The sequence below is a fragment of the Oceanobacillus timonensis genome (assembly GCF_900166635.1).
Classification (GTDB): Bacteria; Bacillota; Bacilli; order Bacillales; family Amphibacillaceae; genus Oceanobacillus; species Oceanobacillus timonensis.
Genome location: NZ_LT800497.1, coordinates 4,387,942 through 4,408,076 on the forward strand (window position 1 = coordinate 4,387,942; position 20,135 = coordinate 4,408,076).

Below are 20,135 nucleotides of genomic sequence, written 5' to 3' on the forward strand. Positions count from 1 at the left end.
ACTATCCCTCCTTCTTTTCAGTTACCACAACGGTAATGTGGCTAGTACGTTTATTGATTCTGCTTGCACGTCCTTGTGCACGTGCGCGGAAACGTTTCAAAGTAGCACCTTCGTTAACAAAAGCTTCGGATACTACTAAATTATCTGCATCCATTTCATAGTTGTGCTCTGCATTGGCAATTGCAGAATTTAAAACTTTTTCTACTACTGGAGAAGCTCCACGCTGAGTATGTTTTAAAATAGCGATTGCTTCGCCAACTTGTTTTCCTCGAATTAGATCTATAACTAAACGAACCTTACGAGGAGCAATACGAACTGTTTTCGCAACGGCTTTAGCTTGCATGCCTGGTACCTCCTCTCATTAGCGTCTTGTTTTTTTATCGTCACCAGCGTGTCCTCTGTACGTACGAGTTGGCGCGAATTCACCCAATTTATGACCGACCATATCTTCCGTGATATATACTGGCACATGCTTGCGTCCATCATATACTGCAACGGTATGACCAACAAATTGCGGGAAGATGGTAGAGCGGCGAGACCATGTTTTTACTACTTGCTTCTTATCATCGGTGTTCAGCACTTCAATTTTCTTCATTAGATGGTCATCTGCAAAAGGTCCTTTTTTCAAACTGCGACCCATGGATAAGCCTCCTTCCGGGGATTAGAGACGGGTGTTTCAGCCCGTCCGTTTTTCCGTTTATTTTTTACGTCTACGAACGATATACTTATCAGTTGGTTTATTACGTTGACGTGTTTTGTAACCAAGTGTTGGTTTGCCCCAAGGTGACATTGGTGATTTACGTCCGATTGGTGCGCGTCCTTCACCACCACCATGTGGGTGATCATTAGGGTTCATAACAGAACCGCGGACAGTTGGGCGTTTACCTTTCCAACGGGAACGGCCGGCTTTACCTACACGGATTAGTTCATGTTCAATGTTACCTACTTGACCGATAGTAGCACGGCAGCTTGTTAAAATTAAACGAACTTCTCCGGAAGCAAGACGAACCAATGTATACTTTTCTTCACGTCCGAGGATTTGCGCTTCTGCCCCAGCAGAACGAGCTAATTGTCCTCCGCGTCCCGGTTTTAATTCAATGTTGTGAATAACAGTACCTACTGGAATATTACCCAATGGCAATGCGTTCCCTGTTTTGATATCTGCATTTTCACCAGATTCAATTACTTGTCCTACTTTGATATTTTTCGGAGCAAGGATGTAACGTTTTTCCCCATCAGCATAATGGATTAATGCAATATTTGCTGAACGGTTGGGATCGTATTCGATTGTAGCAATGCGTCCTGGTACACCGTCTTTATCGCGTTTAAAGTCAATAATACGATATTGGCGTTTATGGCCGCCGCCATGATGACGAACCGTTAATTTCCCTTGGTTATTACGTCCACCACGTTTAGATAATGGAGTTAAAAGGGATCTTTCAGGGGTATTCGTAGTAATCTCTGCAAAGTCTGAACCAGACATATTACGTCTACCATTTGAAGTTGGTCTATACTTTTTAATCGCCATCGTTGTCCCTCCTTTTAATTTGGATTCTATTTATACGTACGATTAAGCCTCAAAGAAATCGAGTTCTTTGCTATCCTCTGACAGTTGAACAATCGCTTTTTTACGATCGGGACGGTAACCACCGTAACGGCCCATTCGTTTAAATTTACCTTTAAGGTTCATCGTGTTAACATTTACTACTTTTACTCCAAAGATGGTTTCAACCGCATCTTTGATTTCTGTTTTGTTCGCTTTTTCAACTACTTCAAACGTGTATTTCTTCTCTGCCATTAAATCAGCAGTATTCTCTGTAATGACAGGGCGTTTAATTACATCGCGCAGGTCTTTCATTGTGCGAGCACCTCCCCTGCTTTTTCAGCTGCATCTTTTGTGATAATCAGCTTGTCATGCGTAAGCAAGTCAAGTACATTCAATTCTTCTACTGTTAATACCTTTACGTTTTGTAAGTTGTTTGCAGAACGAGCAATTGTTTCATTATTCTCTGAAAGAACAATAAGTGCTTTTTCTTCAACTTTTAATCCGTTAAGGATGTTAATAACTTCTTTGGTTTTCGGTGCATCGATTGTGATGGCATCTAAAACAAATAAGCTTTCTTCTTTTACTTTAGAAGATAATGCAGACTTCAACGCTAAACGGCGAACTTTCTTTGGTAATTTGTAGCTATAGCTGCGTGGAGTTGGTCCGAAGACAGTTCCACCGCCAACCCATTGCGGTGAACGGGTAGATCCTTGACGTGCGCGTCCAGTTCCTTTTTGGCGCCATGGTTTGCGACCTCCACCACGAACTTCAGAACGGTTTTTAACATCGTGTGTACCTTGACGTAAAGATGCACGTTGCATAACAACCGCTTCATGAAGTACATGTGTGTTTGGTTCAATACCAAAAACAGCGTCATTTAATTCAATATCTCCAACATTGCTTCCATCCTGTTTTAAAAGTGCTACTTTAGGCATGACATATCCTCCCTTCGTTTATGTGATTAGTTACCTTTTATTGTACTCGTGATTTTTACATGAGATTTTTTTGGACCAGGGATATTTCCCTTAATCAATAGCAGATTCTTTTCAGCATCTACATTTACTACTTCCAGGTTTTGAATGGTTACTTGTTCTGCACCCATATGTCCTGGCAAATTATGACCTTTGAAAACACGCATGGAGTTAATTTCCCCCATTGCACCTGGAGCTCTATGGAAATGAGACCCGTGTGTTTTTGGACCGCGTTGTTGATTGTGACGCTTGATAGCACCTTGGAATCCTTTCCCTTTAGATGTACCTGTCACATCAATTTTTTCGCCGGCTTCAAAGATATCGACGTTGATTTCTTGACCAACTTCATAGCTGTCAATTTCTGCGCCACGGATTTCACGAACGTAGCGCTTAGGGGCAGTGCCTGCTTTCTCAGCATGACCTTTTTCCGCTTTATTTGTACGTGATTCCTTTTTATCAGCAAAACCGATTTGCAACGCTTCATAACCATCATTTTCTAAAGTTCTCTTTTGCAACACAACATTCGCTTCAGCCTGAACAACTGTTACTGGTACAACTTCTCCATTTTCAGAGAAAAGCTGCGTCATGCCGATTTTACGACCTAAGATTCCTTTCGTCATCCGTTACACCTCCTGTATTTAAAACAAATTATAATTTAATTTCAATATCTACACCAGATGGAAGATCTAAACGCATCAGCGCATCAACCGTTTTTGGTGTAGGCTCAAGAATATCGATCAAACGCTTGTGCGTACGCATTTCGAACTGCTCACGAGCATCTTTGTACTTGTGAACCGCACGAAGAACTGTATAAACAGATCTTTCAGTCGGCAGTGGAATTGGACCAGACACTTTCGCTCCGGAACGTTTTGCAGTATCCACAATTTTTTCAGCAGACTGATCTAAAATACGGTGATCGTATGCTTTTAAACGAATTCTTATCTTCTCTTTTGCCATCATTTTCCCTCCTTCTCGCCTATATCATTATAGACATTCTCCGCGAAAATTCCTCGGCGCACCGCCATGGCAAAGGGGCCGGGTGTGCCAACAACCTTCCGCATCATCGCATTAATTGGTCAACTACATTAGTATAACAAATATCTTTGACCATAGCAAGCTTATACATAGCTATCTACAAGTTTGCACATTTTTATATTATACATAGCATTCAGCCTGATTGCAAGCATATTTTAAAAGTTTTTTTATATCCTTATAAAATAGTAGAAATTTGCTTCTTTTTAACTCGGAAATACCTTTCATAACACAAGGAAAAGCGGAACCAGCTGATTTACCGTCCCGCTCCACATTAACATATAACCCTACTATTATAATAGTAGAAACCCGATAACAATCGGAATGAAAGTAAACAGCAAAATCATGACACAAAAGCCCATAATATCTCGAATCTTCAACCCGGCAATGGCGAGTACAGGCAGTGCCCAGAACGGCTGAATCATGTTTGTCCAGGCATCTCCCCAAGCAACTGCCATGGCTGTTTTTGCTGTATCTGCTCCAATTTCAAGCGCTGCTTGTATCATGATAGGGCCTTGCACAGCCCATTGTCCGCCTCCCGAAGGTACTAACGCATTAACAACGCCCGCACTGAGAAATGTAAAGATGGGCAGTGTATAATCTGTTGCGAAACTCACAAACCATAATGAGATTTTATCTGATAATCCAGATGATACCATCATTCCCATTATTCCAGCATAGAATGGAAACTGTATAATAATTCCCCCGGCATTCTTCACACCTTTACTCACCGTTTCCAGAAAACGTCTCGGTGTCCTATGAAATAGAATCCCTAAGAAAAGAAAAATAAAATTGACGATATTGATATTCAGATCAAATCCATTCGCAACGAAATGATAGCCAATAAAAAGGAGTCCCATCATGCCAATCAGAAGAGACAAAGTCTGGCTGTTCTCCAACCTTTCTGCCGGTGTTGCTGGTTGATGAATTTCCGTTTCCTTTTCCTCTTCGGCTTCTTCCTTCCATAATGAAGGATCTATTTTACCTACAGGGTCTGCCCCCTTTAATAGATATCGATTGAAAAGCGGCAATGTAATCAATAAGGTAATGACAATAAACAGATTAAATGAACTGAACAATGTCTCGGTTACTGGAATGAGACCGATTGTATCTTCTAAAAAATGGCCTGGAGTGGCAATCAGCAGTGGGACGGATCCAGAAAAACCGCCATGCCAGATGACCATACCGCTGTATGCGCTGGCAATCAATATCCGATAATCCACGCCAGGAACCCGTTTTGCCACATGAACAGCAAACAATGCACCGACAACAAGTCCAAATCCATAGTTTATTAAACAAGCAAGCAAAGCAACCAATGTTACCAGCATCACCGCTTGCCCCGGCGTTTTTGCTGCTCTGCTGAGTTTAGCTAAAAAACCTTTTACAACAGGAGTGCTTGCTAAAATATATCCGGTGACGACCACCAGTGACATTTGCATGCCAAATTCAAGCAGATCCCAAAAACCATCGCCCCAATAAGTTACCATTTCCATCGGACCGCTGCCTGTTAGGGAAACACCTAATACGTAAACAAAGATGGTTAAAATAATAGCAAATAAAAAAGCGTCTGGTAAATATCTCTGTACCGCCCTGTCAAAGAATCTCGTTAGAACTTTCAATCGAACTCCCCCTTATATGCTGCTTTATCATCAGCCGAAACGTTCTCCCCAAAAACGCCGCTTCGGTTTCTGCTATAATCTATTCGGAAATATTGCTTCTTTAGCACAACTTCTAACGAATAAAGTGAAACTTCCAGCAACCGAGATATTATTCTGCCAATGTTGTCAGGTAATATAATCACTACGGAAAAACACCTGCGATGATAACTCGGCTGCCAGATTCGTGTTTTAACGATACGTTTCGTAAATACTTAAAAAGTCACGTTATTGAGCAGTATATCCTCCATCCAGTACAACCGCTTGCCCCGTAATTCCTTTTGCTTTATCGCTGGCTAAGAACATGACATAATCAGCAACTTCCTGAACATCTAAAAGCCGTTTTTGCGGTACTAACGGGTATAATACTTCTTCCAGTACTTTTTCAATTGGCACGTTACGAGTTTTTGCCAAATCCGCAAACTGTCCACGTACCAGCGGCGTATCGACATACCCAGGGCAAATCGCATTCACTGTAATTCCATCTGCAGCTCCTTCTAAAGCAGACACCTTGGTTAAGCCGATTACTCCATGCTTTGCACTGTTATAAGCTGCCTTACCCGCAAAACCAATCAGCCCATTAATCGAAGCCATATTAATAATCCGTCCAAAGCCTTGCTTTTTCATCAGCGGGAAAATAAGTTTGGTTGCCATAAACGGGGCGACCAGCATAACCTTTGTCATCAACTCAAATTTCTCAGTCGGAAAATCTTCCACAGCAGATACATGCTGCAATCCTGCATTGTTAATTAAAACATCTATTCTCCCCCATTTTTCTTCCGTGTCACCCAAAGCCTGTTTGAGCTCTTCTTCACTGGTAACATCGCATTTCAATCCAAAACAGTCATACCCTTTTTTCCTTAAATCTTCCGCAGCTTTCATCACTTTCTCTGCATTCACATCTGACAAAGCTACCTTTGCACCGTTTCTTGCAAACGCACAGCCAATTTCATATCCGATACCACTTGCTGCGCCGGTTATAAAAACCACTTTATTTTCTACCATATGTCATCCTCCTTTTACCGCAATATAACTGGCTGTAAAAAAAACGAGCTAAATGCCATTCCGCTTTATAGCTAAGACATCCACTCTTCATACACAGAAGTTCATAACCCCTGTTTATATATCCAGTTCGATCACACGTATTTCAATGTACTTCTCTTATATCATAACAAAATCGCATCTATTGGAGGAGCTGTTTTTTCAATTATCTTTTTATAACTTATTGTGATGAAACCAGAATATGGTTACTTTAGCGCAAACCATTAAATGAACCAACTTAGAAAACAAAAATTAAAAATAATAATAAATAATAAATGAAATATAATGAAACATATTGATATAAAACGAAAACTGTATTACTATTAATTTAATACGCATTTTGTTAGGTTACTTTAAAAACACAAATGGAATGGTGTATTTCATCATCGTTATTTATTTTTACAGATAAAAATTCTAAAGGAGTTGGCAGTTATGAATCAGTTCATTCAAGAATTTCTGCATGTTACAGAGTCCGCAGCACTTGCAACATATCCTTGGATTGGTACCGGAAATAAAATAGAAGCTGATCAGGCAGCTACAGATTCGATGCGTGCCCAGCTAAATAACATCTCTATGGATGGAGAAATTGTTATTGGCGAAGGAGAAATCGATGAAGCCCCTATGCTGTTTATCGGTGAAAAAGTAGGTACTGGTCTTGGAGAAGGTGTCGATTTGGCAGTTGATCCAATTGACGGCACAACCTCTACTTCTAAAGGAAAAAATAATGCGATTGCGGTCATTGCCATCGCAAAGAAAGGTACCCTGCTCCATGCTCCTGATATGTATATGGAGAAGATTGTAACTGGACCGGAAGCAGCCGGTAAAATTAATATTAATTATCCTCTGGAGAAAAATTTGCGCATCATTGCAGAGGCAAAAGGAAAGCAGCTCGAAGAATTAAAAGTGATTATCCAAGACAGAGAAAGGCACAACCATTGGGTAGAAGAAGCACGCGCTTTAGGTGTTCGAACAGAATTGTTTGAAGAAGGAGATATTATTCCCGCCATTTCAACATGCCTCCATCGGCAAGGTAACGCAGACTTATTTATTGGTATCGGTGGTGCACCTGAAGGAGTTCTGGCAGCTGTCGGAGTAAAAAGTTTAGGTGGAGAAATGCAGGCGAGATTACTTCCCAATACAGATGAACAATGGAATCGATGCATATCCATGAAACTTGCCCGCCCAAATGAAGCACTTTCTCATCAGCAGTTAGTCAATACAGATGAGTGTGCTTTTATAGCTACAAGTATAACAAGCAATATGCTTTCACAGGGAATCGAAAATAATCAAGACATCTTTATTACACATTCTATCGTTTTAAATGGTTTAGATAAATGTTTTCGCCATATCGCAACAGAGCACCCAAAGATTTCTGTATAAAGTGAAACTTCCTCTCGTTTCTAGAATGGAGCGTCTTACAGTTAGTTACAACGCAATAAAAAAAGAACCTTCGATAATCAGCTGATCATTTATCGAAGGTTCTTTTTTATTAGGAACAGAAAGACAACGTCGTCACGCCGCCTTCCTGTATAAAAAGCATTTATTATTTGTTGATTGTAGTTACAACGCCAGAACCAACTGTACGTCCACCTTCACGAATAGAGAAACGAGTTCCGTCTTCGATCGCGATTGGTGCAATAAGTTCTACTTCCATTTCTGTGTTATCTCCAGGCATTACCATTTCAGTTCCTTCTGGAAGCGTGATTACGCCAGTTACATCCGTTGTACGGAAATAGAACTGCGGACGGTAGTTAGAGAAGAATGGCGTATGACGTCCACCTTCATCTTTTGATAATACATAAACTTCAGCTTTAAAATTTGTGTGTGGTGTGATTGAACCTGGTTTAGCTAATACTTGACCACGGTTGATATTATCACGGGATACACCACGCAACAATGCACCGATGTTATCTCCAGCTTCTGCATAGTCAAGAAGCTTACGGAACATTTCTACTCCAGTAACAGTTGTTTTAGCAGATTCTTCATTGATACCAATGATTTCTACGTCGTCCCCAACGCGAACTTGTCCACGCTCAACACGGCCTGTAGCAACTGTACCACGACCAGTGATAGAGAATACGTCCTCTACTGGCATCATGAATGGTTTGTCAGTGTCACGGTCTGGAGTTGGAACATATTCGTCCACTGCAGCCATTAATTCTAGGATTCTGTCTTCGTATTCTTCTTCACCTTCAAGTGCTTTAAGTGCAGAACCTTTAATTACTGGAATATCATCACCAGGGAAGTCATATTCAGTTAATAGATCACGAACTTCCATTTCTACTAATTCAAGTAGCTCTTCATCGTCTACCATGTCCGTTTTGTTAAGGAATACAACAATAGAAGGTACTCCAACGTTACGGGAAAGCAGGATGTGCTCACGAGTTTGTGGCATTGGGCCATCTGCAGCAGATACTACAAGGATAGCTCCGTCCATTTGAGCAGCACCAGTGATCATATTTTTAACATAGTCAGCGTGACCTGGGCAGTCAACGTGTGCATAGTGACGTGTTTCTGTTTCGTACTCTACGTGAGAAGTTGCGATTGTAATTCCGCGTTCTTTCTCTTCTGGAGCACCATCAATTTGATCGTACGCCATTGCAGTACCGTCGCCTCTTTTTGCAAGTACTGTAGTAATTGCAGCAGTTAGAGTTGTTTTACCATGGTCAACGTGACCAATTGTTCCAATGTTTACGTGACTTTTCGAGCGGTCGAATTTTTCTTTAGCCATTTATAGTTCCTCCTTTAAATATATAGCAATTTTTAGGAGCCGGGAAAATCATTAAGAAATTCCTGGCCTTTACTAAATGTTATACGTCAGATTGAAGAAAAAATCAATTATTGACCTGCATTTTTCTTGATAATTTCTTCAGTAATGCTTTTCGGTGTTTCTTCGTAGTGGTCAAAGTGCATCGTATACACACCGCGGCCTTGCGTATTTGAACGTAATGCTGTTGCATAACCGAACATTTCTGCAAGCGGTACGAATGCTTTAACAACTTGTGCAGTTCCGCGGGCTTCCATACCTTCTACGCGTCCACGACGGGATGTTACATCACCCATGATGTCTCCCATGTATTCTTCAGGGATAACAATTTCTACTCTCATCATTGGTTCAAGCAGAACCGGGTTACATTTATTTTTAGCAGCTTTCAGTGCCATAGAAGCGGCCACTTTAAACGCCATTTCGTTGGAATCGACATCGTGATAGCTTCCATCATATAGAGTAGCTTTCACATCAATTAATGGATAACCGGCAATAACACCGTTTTCCATCGCCTCTTCAATCCCTTGTTGAACAGCAGGGACATACTCACGAGGAACGACACCACCAACGATTTTATTTTGAAATTCAAATCCGGCACCTTCTTCGTTTGGCTCAAATTTAACCCAAACGTGACCGAATTGTCCACGTCCACCAGACTGACGTACGAATTTACCTTCCACTTCAGCAGAAGCACGGAATGTTTCTCTGTAAGAAACTTGCGGTGCACCTACTTGTGCGCCTACTTTAAATTCACGTTTCAGACGGTCTACGATGATATCCAGGTGAAGCTCACCCATACCAGAGATAAGTGTTTGGCCTGTTTCTACGTTTGTTTCTGTACGGAAAGTTGGATCCTCTTCCGCAAGTTTAGCAAGCGCAATAGCCATTTTGTCCTGGTCTGCTTTTGTTTCCGGCTCGATAGCAACCGAGATAACCGGTTCAGGGAATTCCATGGACTCAAGAATAACGAGATCCTTTTCGTCACATAATGTATCGCCTGTAGCAGTATCTTTTAACCCAACCGCAGCTGCAATTTCACCTGCGTAAGCAACTGAAATTTCCTGACGGGAGTTAGCGTGCATTTGCAGGATACGTCCAATACGTTCCCGTTTGTCTTTTACAGAGTTCTTTACATAAGAACCTGATTTAAGTGTACCGGAGTACACGCGGAAGAATGTTAATTTACCAACATAAGGGTCTGACATTACTTTAAAGGCTAATGCAGAAAATGGCGCTTCGTCCGTAGACGGGCGTGTTACTTCTTCGTCTGTTCCAGGAACAATACCTTCAATTGGAGGTACATCTGTTGGAGCAGGAAGATAGTCAATAACTGCATCCAGCATCAGCTGAACACCTTTATTTTTAAATGCAGAACCACAAAGAACCGGGTAGAAATCTACATTCAATGTAGCTTGACGAATAGCACTTGTGAGTTCATCATTTGAGATTTCTTCCCCTTCAAGATACTTCATCATCAACTCTTCGTCTGTTTCAGCTACCGCTTCAATCAAGCTTGCACGTAATTCTTCTGCTTGTTCTTTCAACTCAGCAGGAATTTCCACTGTTTCGGATTTTTGACCTAAATCATCTAAATATTTATGAGCTTCCATTGTGATTAAGTCAATAATTCCGCTAAATTCATCCTCAGCCCCAATAGGCATTTGGATAGGATGTGCGTTTGCACCAAGGCGCTCTTTCAATGTATTCGTTGAATACAAGAAGTCTGCACCTACTTTATCCATTTTGTTAATAAATACAATACGTGGAACACCATATGTTGTCGCTTGACGCCATACCGTTTCCGTTTGTGGTTCCACTCCGGATTGAGCATCCAGAACTGTTACCGCTCCATCAAGTACACGAAGCGAACGTTCCACCTCTACAGTGAAATCAACGTGCCCCGGTGTATCAATGATGTTAATACGATGATCATTCCAAGCAGCAGTGGTTGCAGCGGAAGTGATTGTAATTCCACGCTCTTGCTCTTGTGACATCCAGTCCATTTGGGATGCCCCTTCATGGGTTTCACCAATTTTATGAATACGTCCTGTATAGAAAAGAATACGTTCGGTAGTTGTTGTCTTACCCGCATCAATGTGCGCCATAATACCGATATTACGTGTCTTTTCCAAGGAGAACTCTCTAGCCATGTATTCTTCTCCTTCCTATAGATAGCAAATGCTTAAATTTAAATTACCAACGATAGTGAGCGAATGCTTTATTCGCTTCTGCCATTTTATGCATATCTTCTCTTCTTTTAACAGCAGCTCCTGTGTTATTAGAAGCATCAAGGATTTCATTAGCAAGACGTTCTTCCATTGTTTTTTCTCCGCGCAGACGGGAATAGTTAACAATATAACGTAATCCTAAAGCTTGACGACGTTCTGGACGAACCTCCACTGGTACTTGATAGTTTGAACCACCGACACGGCGAGCCCGAACTTCAAGGACAGGCATTACATTTTTCATTGCCTGTTCAAAAACCTCCATTGCGTTTTGACCGCTTCTTTCAGAAACTAATTCAAACGCATTATAAAGAATTTTTTGTGCTTTACCACGTTTCCCGTCAATCATGATCTGGTTGATCAGGCGCGTAACTAATTTTGAGTTATAAAGCGGATCTGGTAACACATCACGCTTTGGTACTGGACCTTTACGAGGCATTGTATATCCTCCTTTCCTTCAGATAAATGATGTCATTTATTTTTTTTGTTTTGGTTTTTTCGTTCCGTATTTAGAGCGTCCTTGTCTGCGTCCTTCTACACCGGCAGTATCAAGTGCACCGCGTACGATATGATAACGTACCCCAGGCAAGTCTTTTACACGGCCGCCACGGATAAGAACAACACTGTGTTCCTGCAAGTTATGACCGATACCGGGAATATATGCAGTTACCTCCATGTTATTAGACAAACGTACACGTGCATATTTACGAAGTGCAGAGTTTGGTTTCTTCGGAGTCAATGTACCTACACGAGTACATACACCACGCTTTTGTGGAGCATTTTCATCTGTCACTTTCTTTTTAAAGCTGTTATAGCCTCTGTTAAGTGCTGGTGAGTCAGATTTTTTTGTTCTTGACACGCGCCCTTTACGAACTAATTGATTAATAGTTGGCATTGTGTTTTCCTCCTCTCAAAAAGAAATTAGTAATCAAACAACAACCATATTGTAATACCACACATCCAGGTGGTTCATTTTTGCTGATAAAAAAATCTCTCACAAAAATCATTGCGAAAAATCATTCATCTTATACTCAGATTGCTTTTGTTATTATCGTTTGAAATAAACCGAAGTTCCGATTATGGATTGCTTCGAAAATTACTTTTGCAAGCATAATCAGAAGCACCTTGAATATAGTACCACCCTCTGTATAGTTTGTCAATATATTCATGGTATTTTTTTAGAGCATCTCCAAGTATAGCAGATCACATTGTATTCAGAAGGGGGAAGCCCCCTTCTGAATGACATGTTATTTATACATTTTGTGTGCTCTCTTCATCTGTCGTTTCTTCATCCGTTTCAGGTGCATCAAGCTCAGCTTCTAAAGTACGATATTGCGGCATTCCTGTACCAGCCGGAACAAGTTTACCAATAATAACATTCTCTTTCAAACCGAGTAATTCATCGCGTTTTCCTTTAATCGCAGCATCTGTCAAGACACGTGTTGTTTCTTGGAAGGATGCAGCTGATAAGAAGGAATCTGTTTCAAGCGATGCTTTCGTAATACCAAGTAGTACAGGGCGTCCTGTTGCAGGTTCCGCACCTTCTTTAAATACTTGATGGTTTGCATCTCTGAACTGGTGTAATTCAAGCAGAGAACCTGGTAATACTTCTGTATCTCCAGCGGAAACAACACGGATTTTACGAAGCATTTGTCGAACCATTACTTCGACGTGTTTATCTCCGATTTCTACCCCTTGCATACGATATACACGCTGTACTTCTTTAAGCAAGTAGCTTTCAACGCCTTCTACACCTTTGACACGGAGCAATTCTTTCGGATCAACGGAACCTTCTGTGAGTTCCTGTCCTGCTTCCACTTGATCTCCTTCTTGCACTTTCATACGTGCATTATAAGGAACTGCGTAACTGCGTTGTTCGACCTTGCCTTGGATAACAACTTCCTGTTTATCCTTCACTTCTTTCATTTCAAGAACCGTACCGGCAATCTCTGTAATCACAGCTTGCCCTTTCGGATTACGGGCTTCAAACAGTTCTTGGATACGTGGCAGACCTTGTGTAATGTCATCTCCGGCAACACCGCCTGTGTGGAAAGTACGCATCGTAAGCTGTGTACCAGGCTCACCAATGGATTGCGCGGCGATAATTCCTACTGCTTCTCCAACTTCCACATCAGAACCGGTCGCTAAGTTACGGCCATAACATTTCTGACATACACCATGCTTGGTGTTACAAGTAAAGGCAGAACGGATAATAACCTCTTCAATACCAGCTTCTACAATTGCTTTTGCCTGATCTTCGTGAATCAGCTCATTTTTCTCCACGATGACTTTGCCAGTTTCTGGGTGCTTCACGTTTTCGAATGCTGTTCTGCCGATTAAACGGTCTAACAGCGGTTCAATTACTTCTGAACCATCTTCCAGTGCTGTTACGCTTAAGCCACGGTCTGTACCGCAATCTTCTTCACGGATGATAACATCCTGCGCAACATCTACCAGACGACGAGTCAAGTAACCTGAGTCGGCTGTTTTCAGTGCTGTATCGGCAAGACCTTTACGTGCACCGTGTGTGGAAATAAAGTATTCCATTACAGTCAGGCCTTCACGGAAACTTGATTTGATCGGGATTTCAATGATTTTACCAGATGGGTCGGCCATCAATCCACGCATACCAGCAAGCTGGGTGAAGTTTGATGCGTTACCACGGGCACCGGAATCACTCATCATATAGATAGGGTTTCGGTTACTCAAGGATCCCATCAGACGGTCTTGGATCACATCTTTCGCTTCGGACCAGATAGCAATAACACGGTCATAACGCTCTTCTTCTGTAATCAGACCACGGCGGAATTGTTTGGATACTTTATCCACTTTTCCTTGGGCTTCATCTAGAATACCTTCTTTTTCAGCAAGCACAACGATATCTGAGATACCAACTGTCATACCGGCTTTTGTAGAATAACTGAATCCTAAATCTTTCATACGGTCCAGCATCTTCGAGGTTTCTGTGATTTTGAAACGTTTGAACACTTCGGCGATAATATCACCTAAGAAGCCTTTTTTGAATGGCTTAACCACTTCACGGCTTTTAATTTCTTCTTTAACGTCTGTACCAGCACCAACAAAATAGTTTCCTGGTGTTTTCTCTTCTAAATTCCCTTTTGTAGGTTCGTTCATATAAGGGAAAGAGTCTGGAAGAATTTCATTAAAGATTAGTTTGCCGATTGTTGTTAACAACAACTGGCTGTTTTGTTCTTCTGTAAATGTTTTATTATTTAAACTGGATGCCTGAACGGCCACACGTGTGTGCAGATGTACATATCCATTTTGATAAGCAATTAATGCTTCATTTGTATCTTTGAAATAAGAACCTTCTCCAACAGCACCTTCACGTTCCAGTGTAAGGTAGTAGTTTCCTAGTACCATATCCTGTGATGGTGTAACAACTGGTTTGCCATCTTTCGGGTTAAGAATGTTTTGTGCTGCCAGCATCAAGATTCTTGCTTCTGCCTGTGCTTCTGCTCCAAGTGGAACGTGTACAGCCATCTGGTCACCGTCAAAGTCAGCGTTGTATGCAGTACATACAAGCGGATGCAGACGGATAGCACGACCATCCACCAGCGTAGGTTCAAATGCTTGAATACCCAATCTGTGCAACGTTGGTGCACGGTTTAGAAGTACCGGGTGTTCTTTAATCACATCTTCAAGAACGTCCCATACATCCGGGTGTACTCTTTCAATTTTTCTTTTTGCTGATTTAATGTTGTGTGCCAGGCCTCTGGATACGAGTTCTTTCATAATAAACGGTTTGAATAGTTCCAGCGCCATTTCTCTCGGCAGACCGCACTGATACATTTTCAAATGAGGTCCAACAACGATAACGGAACGGCCGGAATAGTCGACACGTTTACCTAACAGGTTCTGACGGAAACGGCCTTGCTTCCCTTTCAGCATATGAGAAAGAGATTTTAATGGACGGTTACCTGGTCCTGTTACTGGGCGGCCACGACGTCCATTATCAATTAACGCATCCACTGCTTCTTGTAGCATCCGTTTCTCGTTTTGAACGATAATGCTTGGAGCGCCTAAATCGAGAAGCCTTTTTAAACGGTTATTACGGTTGATTACACGACGGTAAAGGTCATTTAAATCTGACGTAGCGAAACGTCCGCCGTCTAATTGAACCATTGGCCGAATTTCTGGAGGGATGACTGGAAGAACATCTAAAACCATCCAGTTTGATTCGTTTCCAGAATTACGGAATGCTTCCATTACTTCCAAGCGTTTGATTGCACGAGTACGACGTTGACCATGAGCTGTTTTCAACTCTTCACGAAGTGCATCTACTTCTTTTTCCAGGTCAAGATCCTGCAATAATTTACGGATAGCTTCTGCGCCCATTTGCGCTTTGAAGTTATTACCGTATTTATCATAATAAGAACGGTATTCTTTCTCGGAAAGCAATTGTTTCTTTTCAAGCGGTGTGCTTCCCGGATCCGTTACGATATATGCTGCGAAATAGATAACTTCCTCTAAGGCACGAGGAGACATATCTAATACCAATCCCATGCGGCTTGGTATACCTTTGAAATACCAAATATGGGATACTGGAGCAGCAAGTTCAATATGCCCCATACGTTCACGGCGTACTTTTGCTTTTGTCACTTCTACACCACATCGGTCACAGACAACACCTTTGTAACGGACGCGTTTATATTTACCGCAGTGACATTCCCAATCCTTTGTTGGTCCAAAGATACGCTCACAGAACAAACCGTCTTTTTCCGGTTTTAAAGTACGATAGTTAATTGTTTCTGGTTTTTTCACCTCACCGTAAGACCAAGAACGAATCTTTTCCGATGAAGCAAGCCCTATTTTCATGTACTCAAAATTATTTACATCTAACAAGGGGCAATCCTCCCTTTATAAGTTAAGAAAGTTTGAGAAAACCTGGCTTATCGTCATATTTTGGCGAAAGTCTGGGATTTCTTTAATTGAAGTTGTGTTTCATTAAAGCATGAGTGCCCGTCATTTCCCTTGTTCCTTATAGAAGGAAAATATAAATAAGGTTTGGGAAAAACGGTCACTTCATCTCTTAATGAACGCAACTTGAAATACATTCCCTGAATCAAGTTGCGTTTTATAGAAAGTGCAGAATGGTTCTGCCGAAGTGTCACCACCAATGTTTTCGGTGAGACGAGTAATTGGAATTCCAGTCCCGGCTCCGAGTCCATCGCGTGGAAGGGAACCATTGCTGCACTTATTTTTATTGATTTAGTGGTTCTTCTTCCACTTCAATGTTGAGTTTCGTTGATGTCTGGCCTTCTTCTTCTTCCAACTCACGCATATCGATTTCATCTTCTGTACTTGAGAGCATCTTCACATCCATACCAAGGCTTTGAAGCTCTTTGATGAGTACTTTAAATGATTCAGGTACACCTGCTTCCGGAGCATTGTCACCTTTTACGATAGATTCATACGTCTTCACGCGTCCAACTGTATCATCTGATTTAACAGTTAAGATTTCTTGAAGCGTATATGCAGCACCGTAAGCTTCAAGTGCCCAAACCTCCATCTCACCAAAACGCTGTCCGCCGAACTGTGCTTTACCGCCGAGCGGTTGTTGCGTTACGAGAGAGTATGGTCCAGTTGAACGGGCGTGCAATTTATCGTCAACCATATGCGCAAGTTTAATCATATACGCAACACCTACAGATATACGGTTGTCAAAGGCTTCTCCTGTACGTCCGTCATAAAGAACCGTCTTCGCATCCCGCGGCATGCCTGCTTCTTCAAGTGTTTCCCAAACGTCATCTTCTGTTGCTCCGTCAAATACCGGACTTGCTACGTGCAGGCCAAGCTGTCTTGCAGCCATTCCTAAATGCAGCTCAAACACCTGTCCGATATTCATACGTGACGGTACCCCTAATGGGTTCAACATGATGTCGATTGGTGTACCATCCGGTAAGAACGGCATATCCTCTTCCGGTAAGATTTTGGAGATAACCCCTTTGTTACCATGACGTCCAGCCATTTTATCTCCTTCGTGAATTTTACGTTTCTGAACGATATATACACGAACAAGCTGGTTCACACCCGGTGGTAACTCGTCGCCATCTTCACGGTTAAAGATTTTTACATCTAAGACGATTCCATCGCCACCGTGAGGAACACGCAAGGAAGTATCTCTTACTTCACGTGCTTTCTCACCGAAAATCGCATGTAATAGACGTTCTTCTGCAGAAAGCTCCGTCATTCCTTTCGGTGTAACTTTCCCAACAAGAATATCGCTGTCTGTTACTTCTGCACCAACACGGATGATTCCTTGTTCATCAAGGTTCTTAAGTGCATCTTCCCCGACGTTAGGAATATCTCTTGTGATTTCTTCCGGTCCAAGCTTGGTATCACGAGATTCCGATTCAAATTCTTCAATATGAATGGAAGTATAGACATCATCTTTTACAAGACGTTCACTCATAATAATCGCATCTTCATAGTTATAACCTTCCCAGGTCATGAAGCCTACGAGCACGTTTTGGCCTAATGCCAGTTCGCCGTCTTCCATCGAAGGACCATCAGCAAGAACTTCGCCTTTTGTTACTCGGTCTCCCTCTGCAACAATCGGACGTTGATTATAACAAGTTCCCTGGTTGGAACGTTGATATTTTTGCAATCCATAACGATCCAAATCGCCTTCTACCTGTTTACCGTCTACTTCAGATACGCGACGGATAAAAACAGTTTTGGCTTCTACACGCTCAACATATCCATCATGACGACAGATAACAGCAGCTCCGGAATCTTTCCCGTTAACGTATTCCATACCGGTTCCAACAACTGGTGCCTTTGGATTCATCAAAGGAACTGCTTGACGCTGCATGTTTGCTCCCATCAATGCCCGGTTGGAGTCGTCATTTTCCAAGAATGGAATACATGCTGTCGCAGCGGAAACAACCTGTTTTGGTGATACGTCCATATAATCGATTCTGTCGCGAGATACAATAATGTTATCTTCACGGAAACGAGCGATTACTTCCTCATTAACAAAGAAGTTATCATCATCCAAATGCGAGTTGGCCTGTGCAACAATATAATTATCTTGTTCATCTGCTGTCAGGTAATCGATCGTATCTGTTACTCTTCCAGTTTCAGGGTCAACACGACGATATGGTGATTCAATAAAACCAAACTCGTTTACTTTTGCATAACTGGATAGCGAGTTAATCAAACCAATGTTTGGTCCCTCTGGTGTCTCAATCGGACACATACGACCATAGTGGGAATAGTGAACATCACGTACTTCAAATCCGGCACGTTCACGTGTTAAACCACCCGGTCCAAGTGCTGATAAACGGCGTTTATGCGTTAATTCACCTAATGGGTTGGTCTGATCCATGAACTGGGACAGCTGCGAGCTGCCAAAGAACTCTTTAATCGATGCAATCACCGGACGGATATTGATTAATTGCTGTGGAGTTACGCTGGAAGTGTCCTGGATAGACATTCTTTCGCGAACAACACGTTCCATACGGGATAATCCGATACGGAATTGGTTTTGCAGCAACTCACCAACAGAACGCAGACGACGGTTGCCCAAGTGGTCAATATCATCTGTATCCCCCACTTCATGAAGCAGGTTAAAGAAGTAACTGATCGAAGACAAAATATCAGCTGGAGTGATATTTTTAATCTCTTTTGTTATTTCACCGTTACCGATGACTGTCAGTTCACGTTCTCCGTTTGGATCTGTCGGATCAAGAATTTTTACAGATTGCACGGTAATGTCTTCTTCTAACACACCATCATGCGGTGTGTAAGTTTTATCACCGAAACGTTCTTCTTCACGCTCCAGATACGGAAGAATTTTATCTAATAATTTTCTTTCCAGACGATCGCCTTTATTCGCAATAACTTCTCCGGTCTCTGAATCTACAACAGGCTCAGCAAGCACTTGGTTGAATAAACGATTCTTGATATGGAGTTTTTTATTCATTTTATACCGACCCACATGCGCTAAATCATAGCGTTTTGGATCAAAGAAACGGGATACTAATAGACTCTTTGCATTATCTACTGTCGGCGGCTCACCAGGTCGCAGGCGTTCATAGATTTCTAAAAGAGCTTTCTCAGCATTCTCTGTATTATCTTTTTCTAGTGTGTTTCGTAAATATTCGTTCTCGCCCAGCAGATCAACAATTTCTTGATCTGTACCAAATCCTAATGCTCTTAACAGAACGGTAATTGGTAACTTACGAGTACGGTCAATACGGACATAAGCAACATCTTTCGCATCTGTTTCAAATTCTAACCATGCCCCGCGGTTTGGAATAACTGTTGTCGTAATACCGCGTTTTCCATTTTTATCAATTTTTTCGTTGTAATAAACGCTCGGTGAACGCACAAGTTGTGATACAATAACGCGTTCTGCCCCATTGATAATAAATGTTCCCGTATCGGTCATTAATGGGAAGTCACCCATAAAAACTTCTTGTTCCTTTACTTCTCCGGTTTCATTATTAATTAAACGAACCTTCACGCGGAGGGGAGCATTATATGTCACGTCTCTTTCTTTTGCTTCGTCTACGGGATATTTTGTATCCCCCAAACTATAATCCACAAATTCAAGTGATAGATTTCCTGTGAAATCTTCAATTGGAGAGATATCCTGGAACATCTCTCTTAAACCTTCTTCCAAAAACCATTCATAAGAAGCGGTTTGGATTTCAATCAGGTTAGGTAATTCTAACACTTCATTAATACGTGCATAGCTCCTGCGTTGGCGGTGCCGTCCATACTGAACTAGTTGACCTGTCAACTGCTTCACCCCTTAAATCATCCATTTTAGTAGTTGCTCTACAAAATGTAACTCATATTTAAAAGAACGTCTGAATAATTCATCATCTGTTCTTTAAAAAATAAAACTATAAACTCATTATCCTA

General features: G+C 41.7%; 16 protein-coding genes. 1 reads left to right on the forward strand and 15 read right to left on the reverse strand.

The window, feature by feature from the left end:
• Nucleotide 1: 1 nt before the first annotated feature.
• The 9 genes from rplV to B7E05_RS21670 form a co-directional block, all read right to left on the reverse strand.
• On the reverse strand, nt 2-343 hold the full coding sequence (rplV, locus tag B7E05_RS21625; RefSeq protein ID WP_080876132.1) for a 50S ribosomal protein L22: 342 nt from the start codon (nt 341-343) through the stop codon (nt 2-4).
• An 18-nt stretch (nt 344-361) separates the two neighbouring features.
• Nucleotides 362-640, reverse strand: a complete 279-nt coding sequence (rpsS, locus tag B7E05_RS21630) for a 30S ribosomal protein S19 (protein ID WP_080876133.1) — start codon at nt 638-640, stop codon at nt 362-364.
• Between the two features lie 57 nt (nt 641-697).
• On the reverse strand, nt 698-1,528 hold the full coding sequence (gene rplB, locus B7E05_RS21635; RefSeq protein WP_080876134.1) for a 50S ribosomal protein L2: 831 nt from the start codon (nt 1,526-1,528) through the stop codon (nt 698-700).
• A 42-nt stretch (nt 1,529-1,570) separates the two neighbouring features.
• On the reverse strand, nt 1,571-1,858 hold the full coding sequence (gene rplW / locus B7E05_RS21640) for a 50S ribosomal protein L23 (RefSeq protein WP_080876135.1): 288 nt from the start codon (nt 1,856-1,858) through the stop codon (nt 1,571-1,573).
• Nucleotides 1,855-2,481, reverse strand: coding sequence for a 50S ribosomal protein L4 (gene rplD / locus B7E05_RS21645; protein ID WP_080876136.1), 627 nt, complete (start codon nt 2,479-2,481; stop codon nt 1,855-1,857). Before rplD ends, rplW begins: the two co-directional genes overlap by 4 nt.
• Before the next feature lie 26 nt (nt 2,482-2,507).
• Nucleotides 2,508-3,137, reverse strand: a complete 630-nt coding sequence (gene rplC, locus B7E05_RS21650) for a 50S ribosomal protein L3 (RefSeq protein ID WP_080876137.1) — start codon at nt 3,135-3,137, stop codon at nt 2,508-2,510.
• Nucleotides 3,138-3,165: 28 nt separating this feature from the next.
• On the reverse strand, nt 3,166-3,474 hold the full coding sequence (gene rpsJ, locus B7E05_RS21655) for a 30S ribosomal protein S10 (RefSeq protein WP_040985097.1): 309 nt from the start codon (nt 3,472-3,474) through the stop codon (nt 3,166-3,168).
• A gap of 368 nt (nt 3,475-3,842) precedes the next feature.
• Nucleotides 3,843-5,168 (reverse strand): short-chain fatty acid transporter, encoded by a 1,326-nt coding sequence (locus tag B7E05_RS21660; RefSeq protein WP_080876138.1) that lies wholly within the window; start codon nt 5,166-5,168, stop codon nt 3,843-3,845.
• A 264-nt stretch (nt 5,169-5,432) separates the two neighbouring features.
• Nucleotides 5,433-6,209: a 3-hydroxybutyrate dehydrogenase gene (locus B7E05_RS21670; RefSeq protein ID WP_080876140.1), complete on the reverse strand. Its 777-nt coding sequence runs from the start codon at nt 6,207-6,209 to the stop codon at nt 5,433-5,435.
• Between the two features lie 468 nt (nt 6,210-6,677).
• Here B7E05_RS21670 and glpX point away from each other — a divergent pair, with 468 nt between their 5' ends.
• A complete protein-coding gene (glpX, locus tag B7E05_RS21675; protein WP_080876141.1) occupies nt 6,678-7,625 on the forward strand; it encodes a class II fructose-bisphosphatase in 948 nt (315 codons plus the stop codon).
• 163 nt (nt 7,626-7,788) lie between these two features.
• Here the strand turns inward: glpX and tuf are convergent, their stop codons facing one another.
• The 6 genes from tuf to rpoB all read right to left on the reverse strand — a co-directional run bounded on the left by tuf (nt 7,789) and on the right by rpoB (nt 20,010).
• Nucleotides 7,789-8,976 (reverse strand): elongation factor Tu, encoded by a 1,188-nt coding sequence (gene tuf, locus B7E05_RS21680; protein ID WP_080876142.1) that lies wholly within the window; start codon nt 8,974-8,976, stop codon nt 7,789-7,791.
• 107 nt (nt 8,977-9,083) lie between these two features.
• Nucleotides 9,084-11,162, reverse strand: coding sequence for an elongation factor G (gene fusA / locus B7E05_RS21685; RefSeq protein ID WP_080876143.1), 2,079 nt, complete (start codon nt 11,160-11,162; stop codon nt 9,084-9,086).
• Nucleotides 11,163-11,205: 43 nt separating this feature from the next.
• Complete coding sequence (gene rpsG / locus B7E05_RS21690) at nt 11,206-11,676, reverse strand: 30S ribosomal protein S7 (protein WP_080876144.1); 471 nt, start codon at nt 11,674-11,676, stop codon at nt 11,206-11,208.
• 36 nt (nt 11,677-11,712) lie between these two features.
• The gene (gene rpsL / locus B7E05_RS21695) at nt 11,713-12,132 is read right to left on the reverse strand and encodes a 30S ribosomal protein S12 (protein WP_080876145.1); all 420 of its coding nucleotides are present in this window, start codon (nt 12,130-12,132) and stop codon (nt 11,713-11,715) included.
• Between the two features lie 356 nt (nt 12,133-12,488).
• The gene (gene rpoC, locus B7E05_RS21700; protein ID WP_080876146.1) at nt 12,489-16,103 is read right to left on the reverse strand and encodes a DNA-directed RNA polymerase subunit beta'; all 3,615 of its coding nucleotides are present in this window, start codon (nt 16,101-16,103) and stop codon (nt 12,489-12,491) included.
• Nucleotides 16,104-16,461: 358 nt separating this feature from the next.
• The gene (rpoB, locus tag B7E05_RS21705) at nt 16,462-20,010 is read right to left on the reverse strand and encodes a DNA-directed RNA polymerase subunit beta (RefSeq protein ID WP_080876147.1); all 3,549 of its coding nucleotides are present in this window, start codon (nt 20,008-20,010) and stop codon (nt 16,462-16,464) included.
• Between the last annotated feature and the right edge of the window lie 125 nt (nt 20,011-20,135).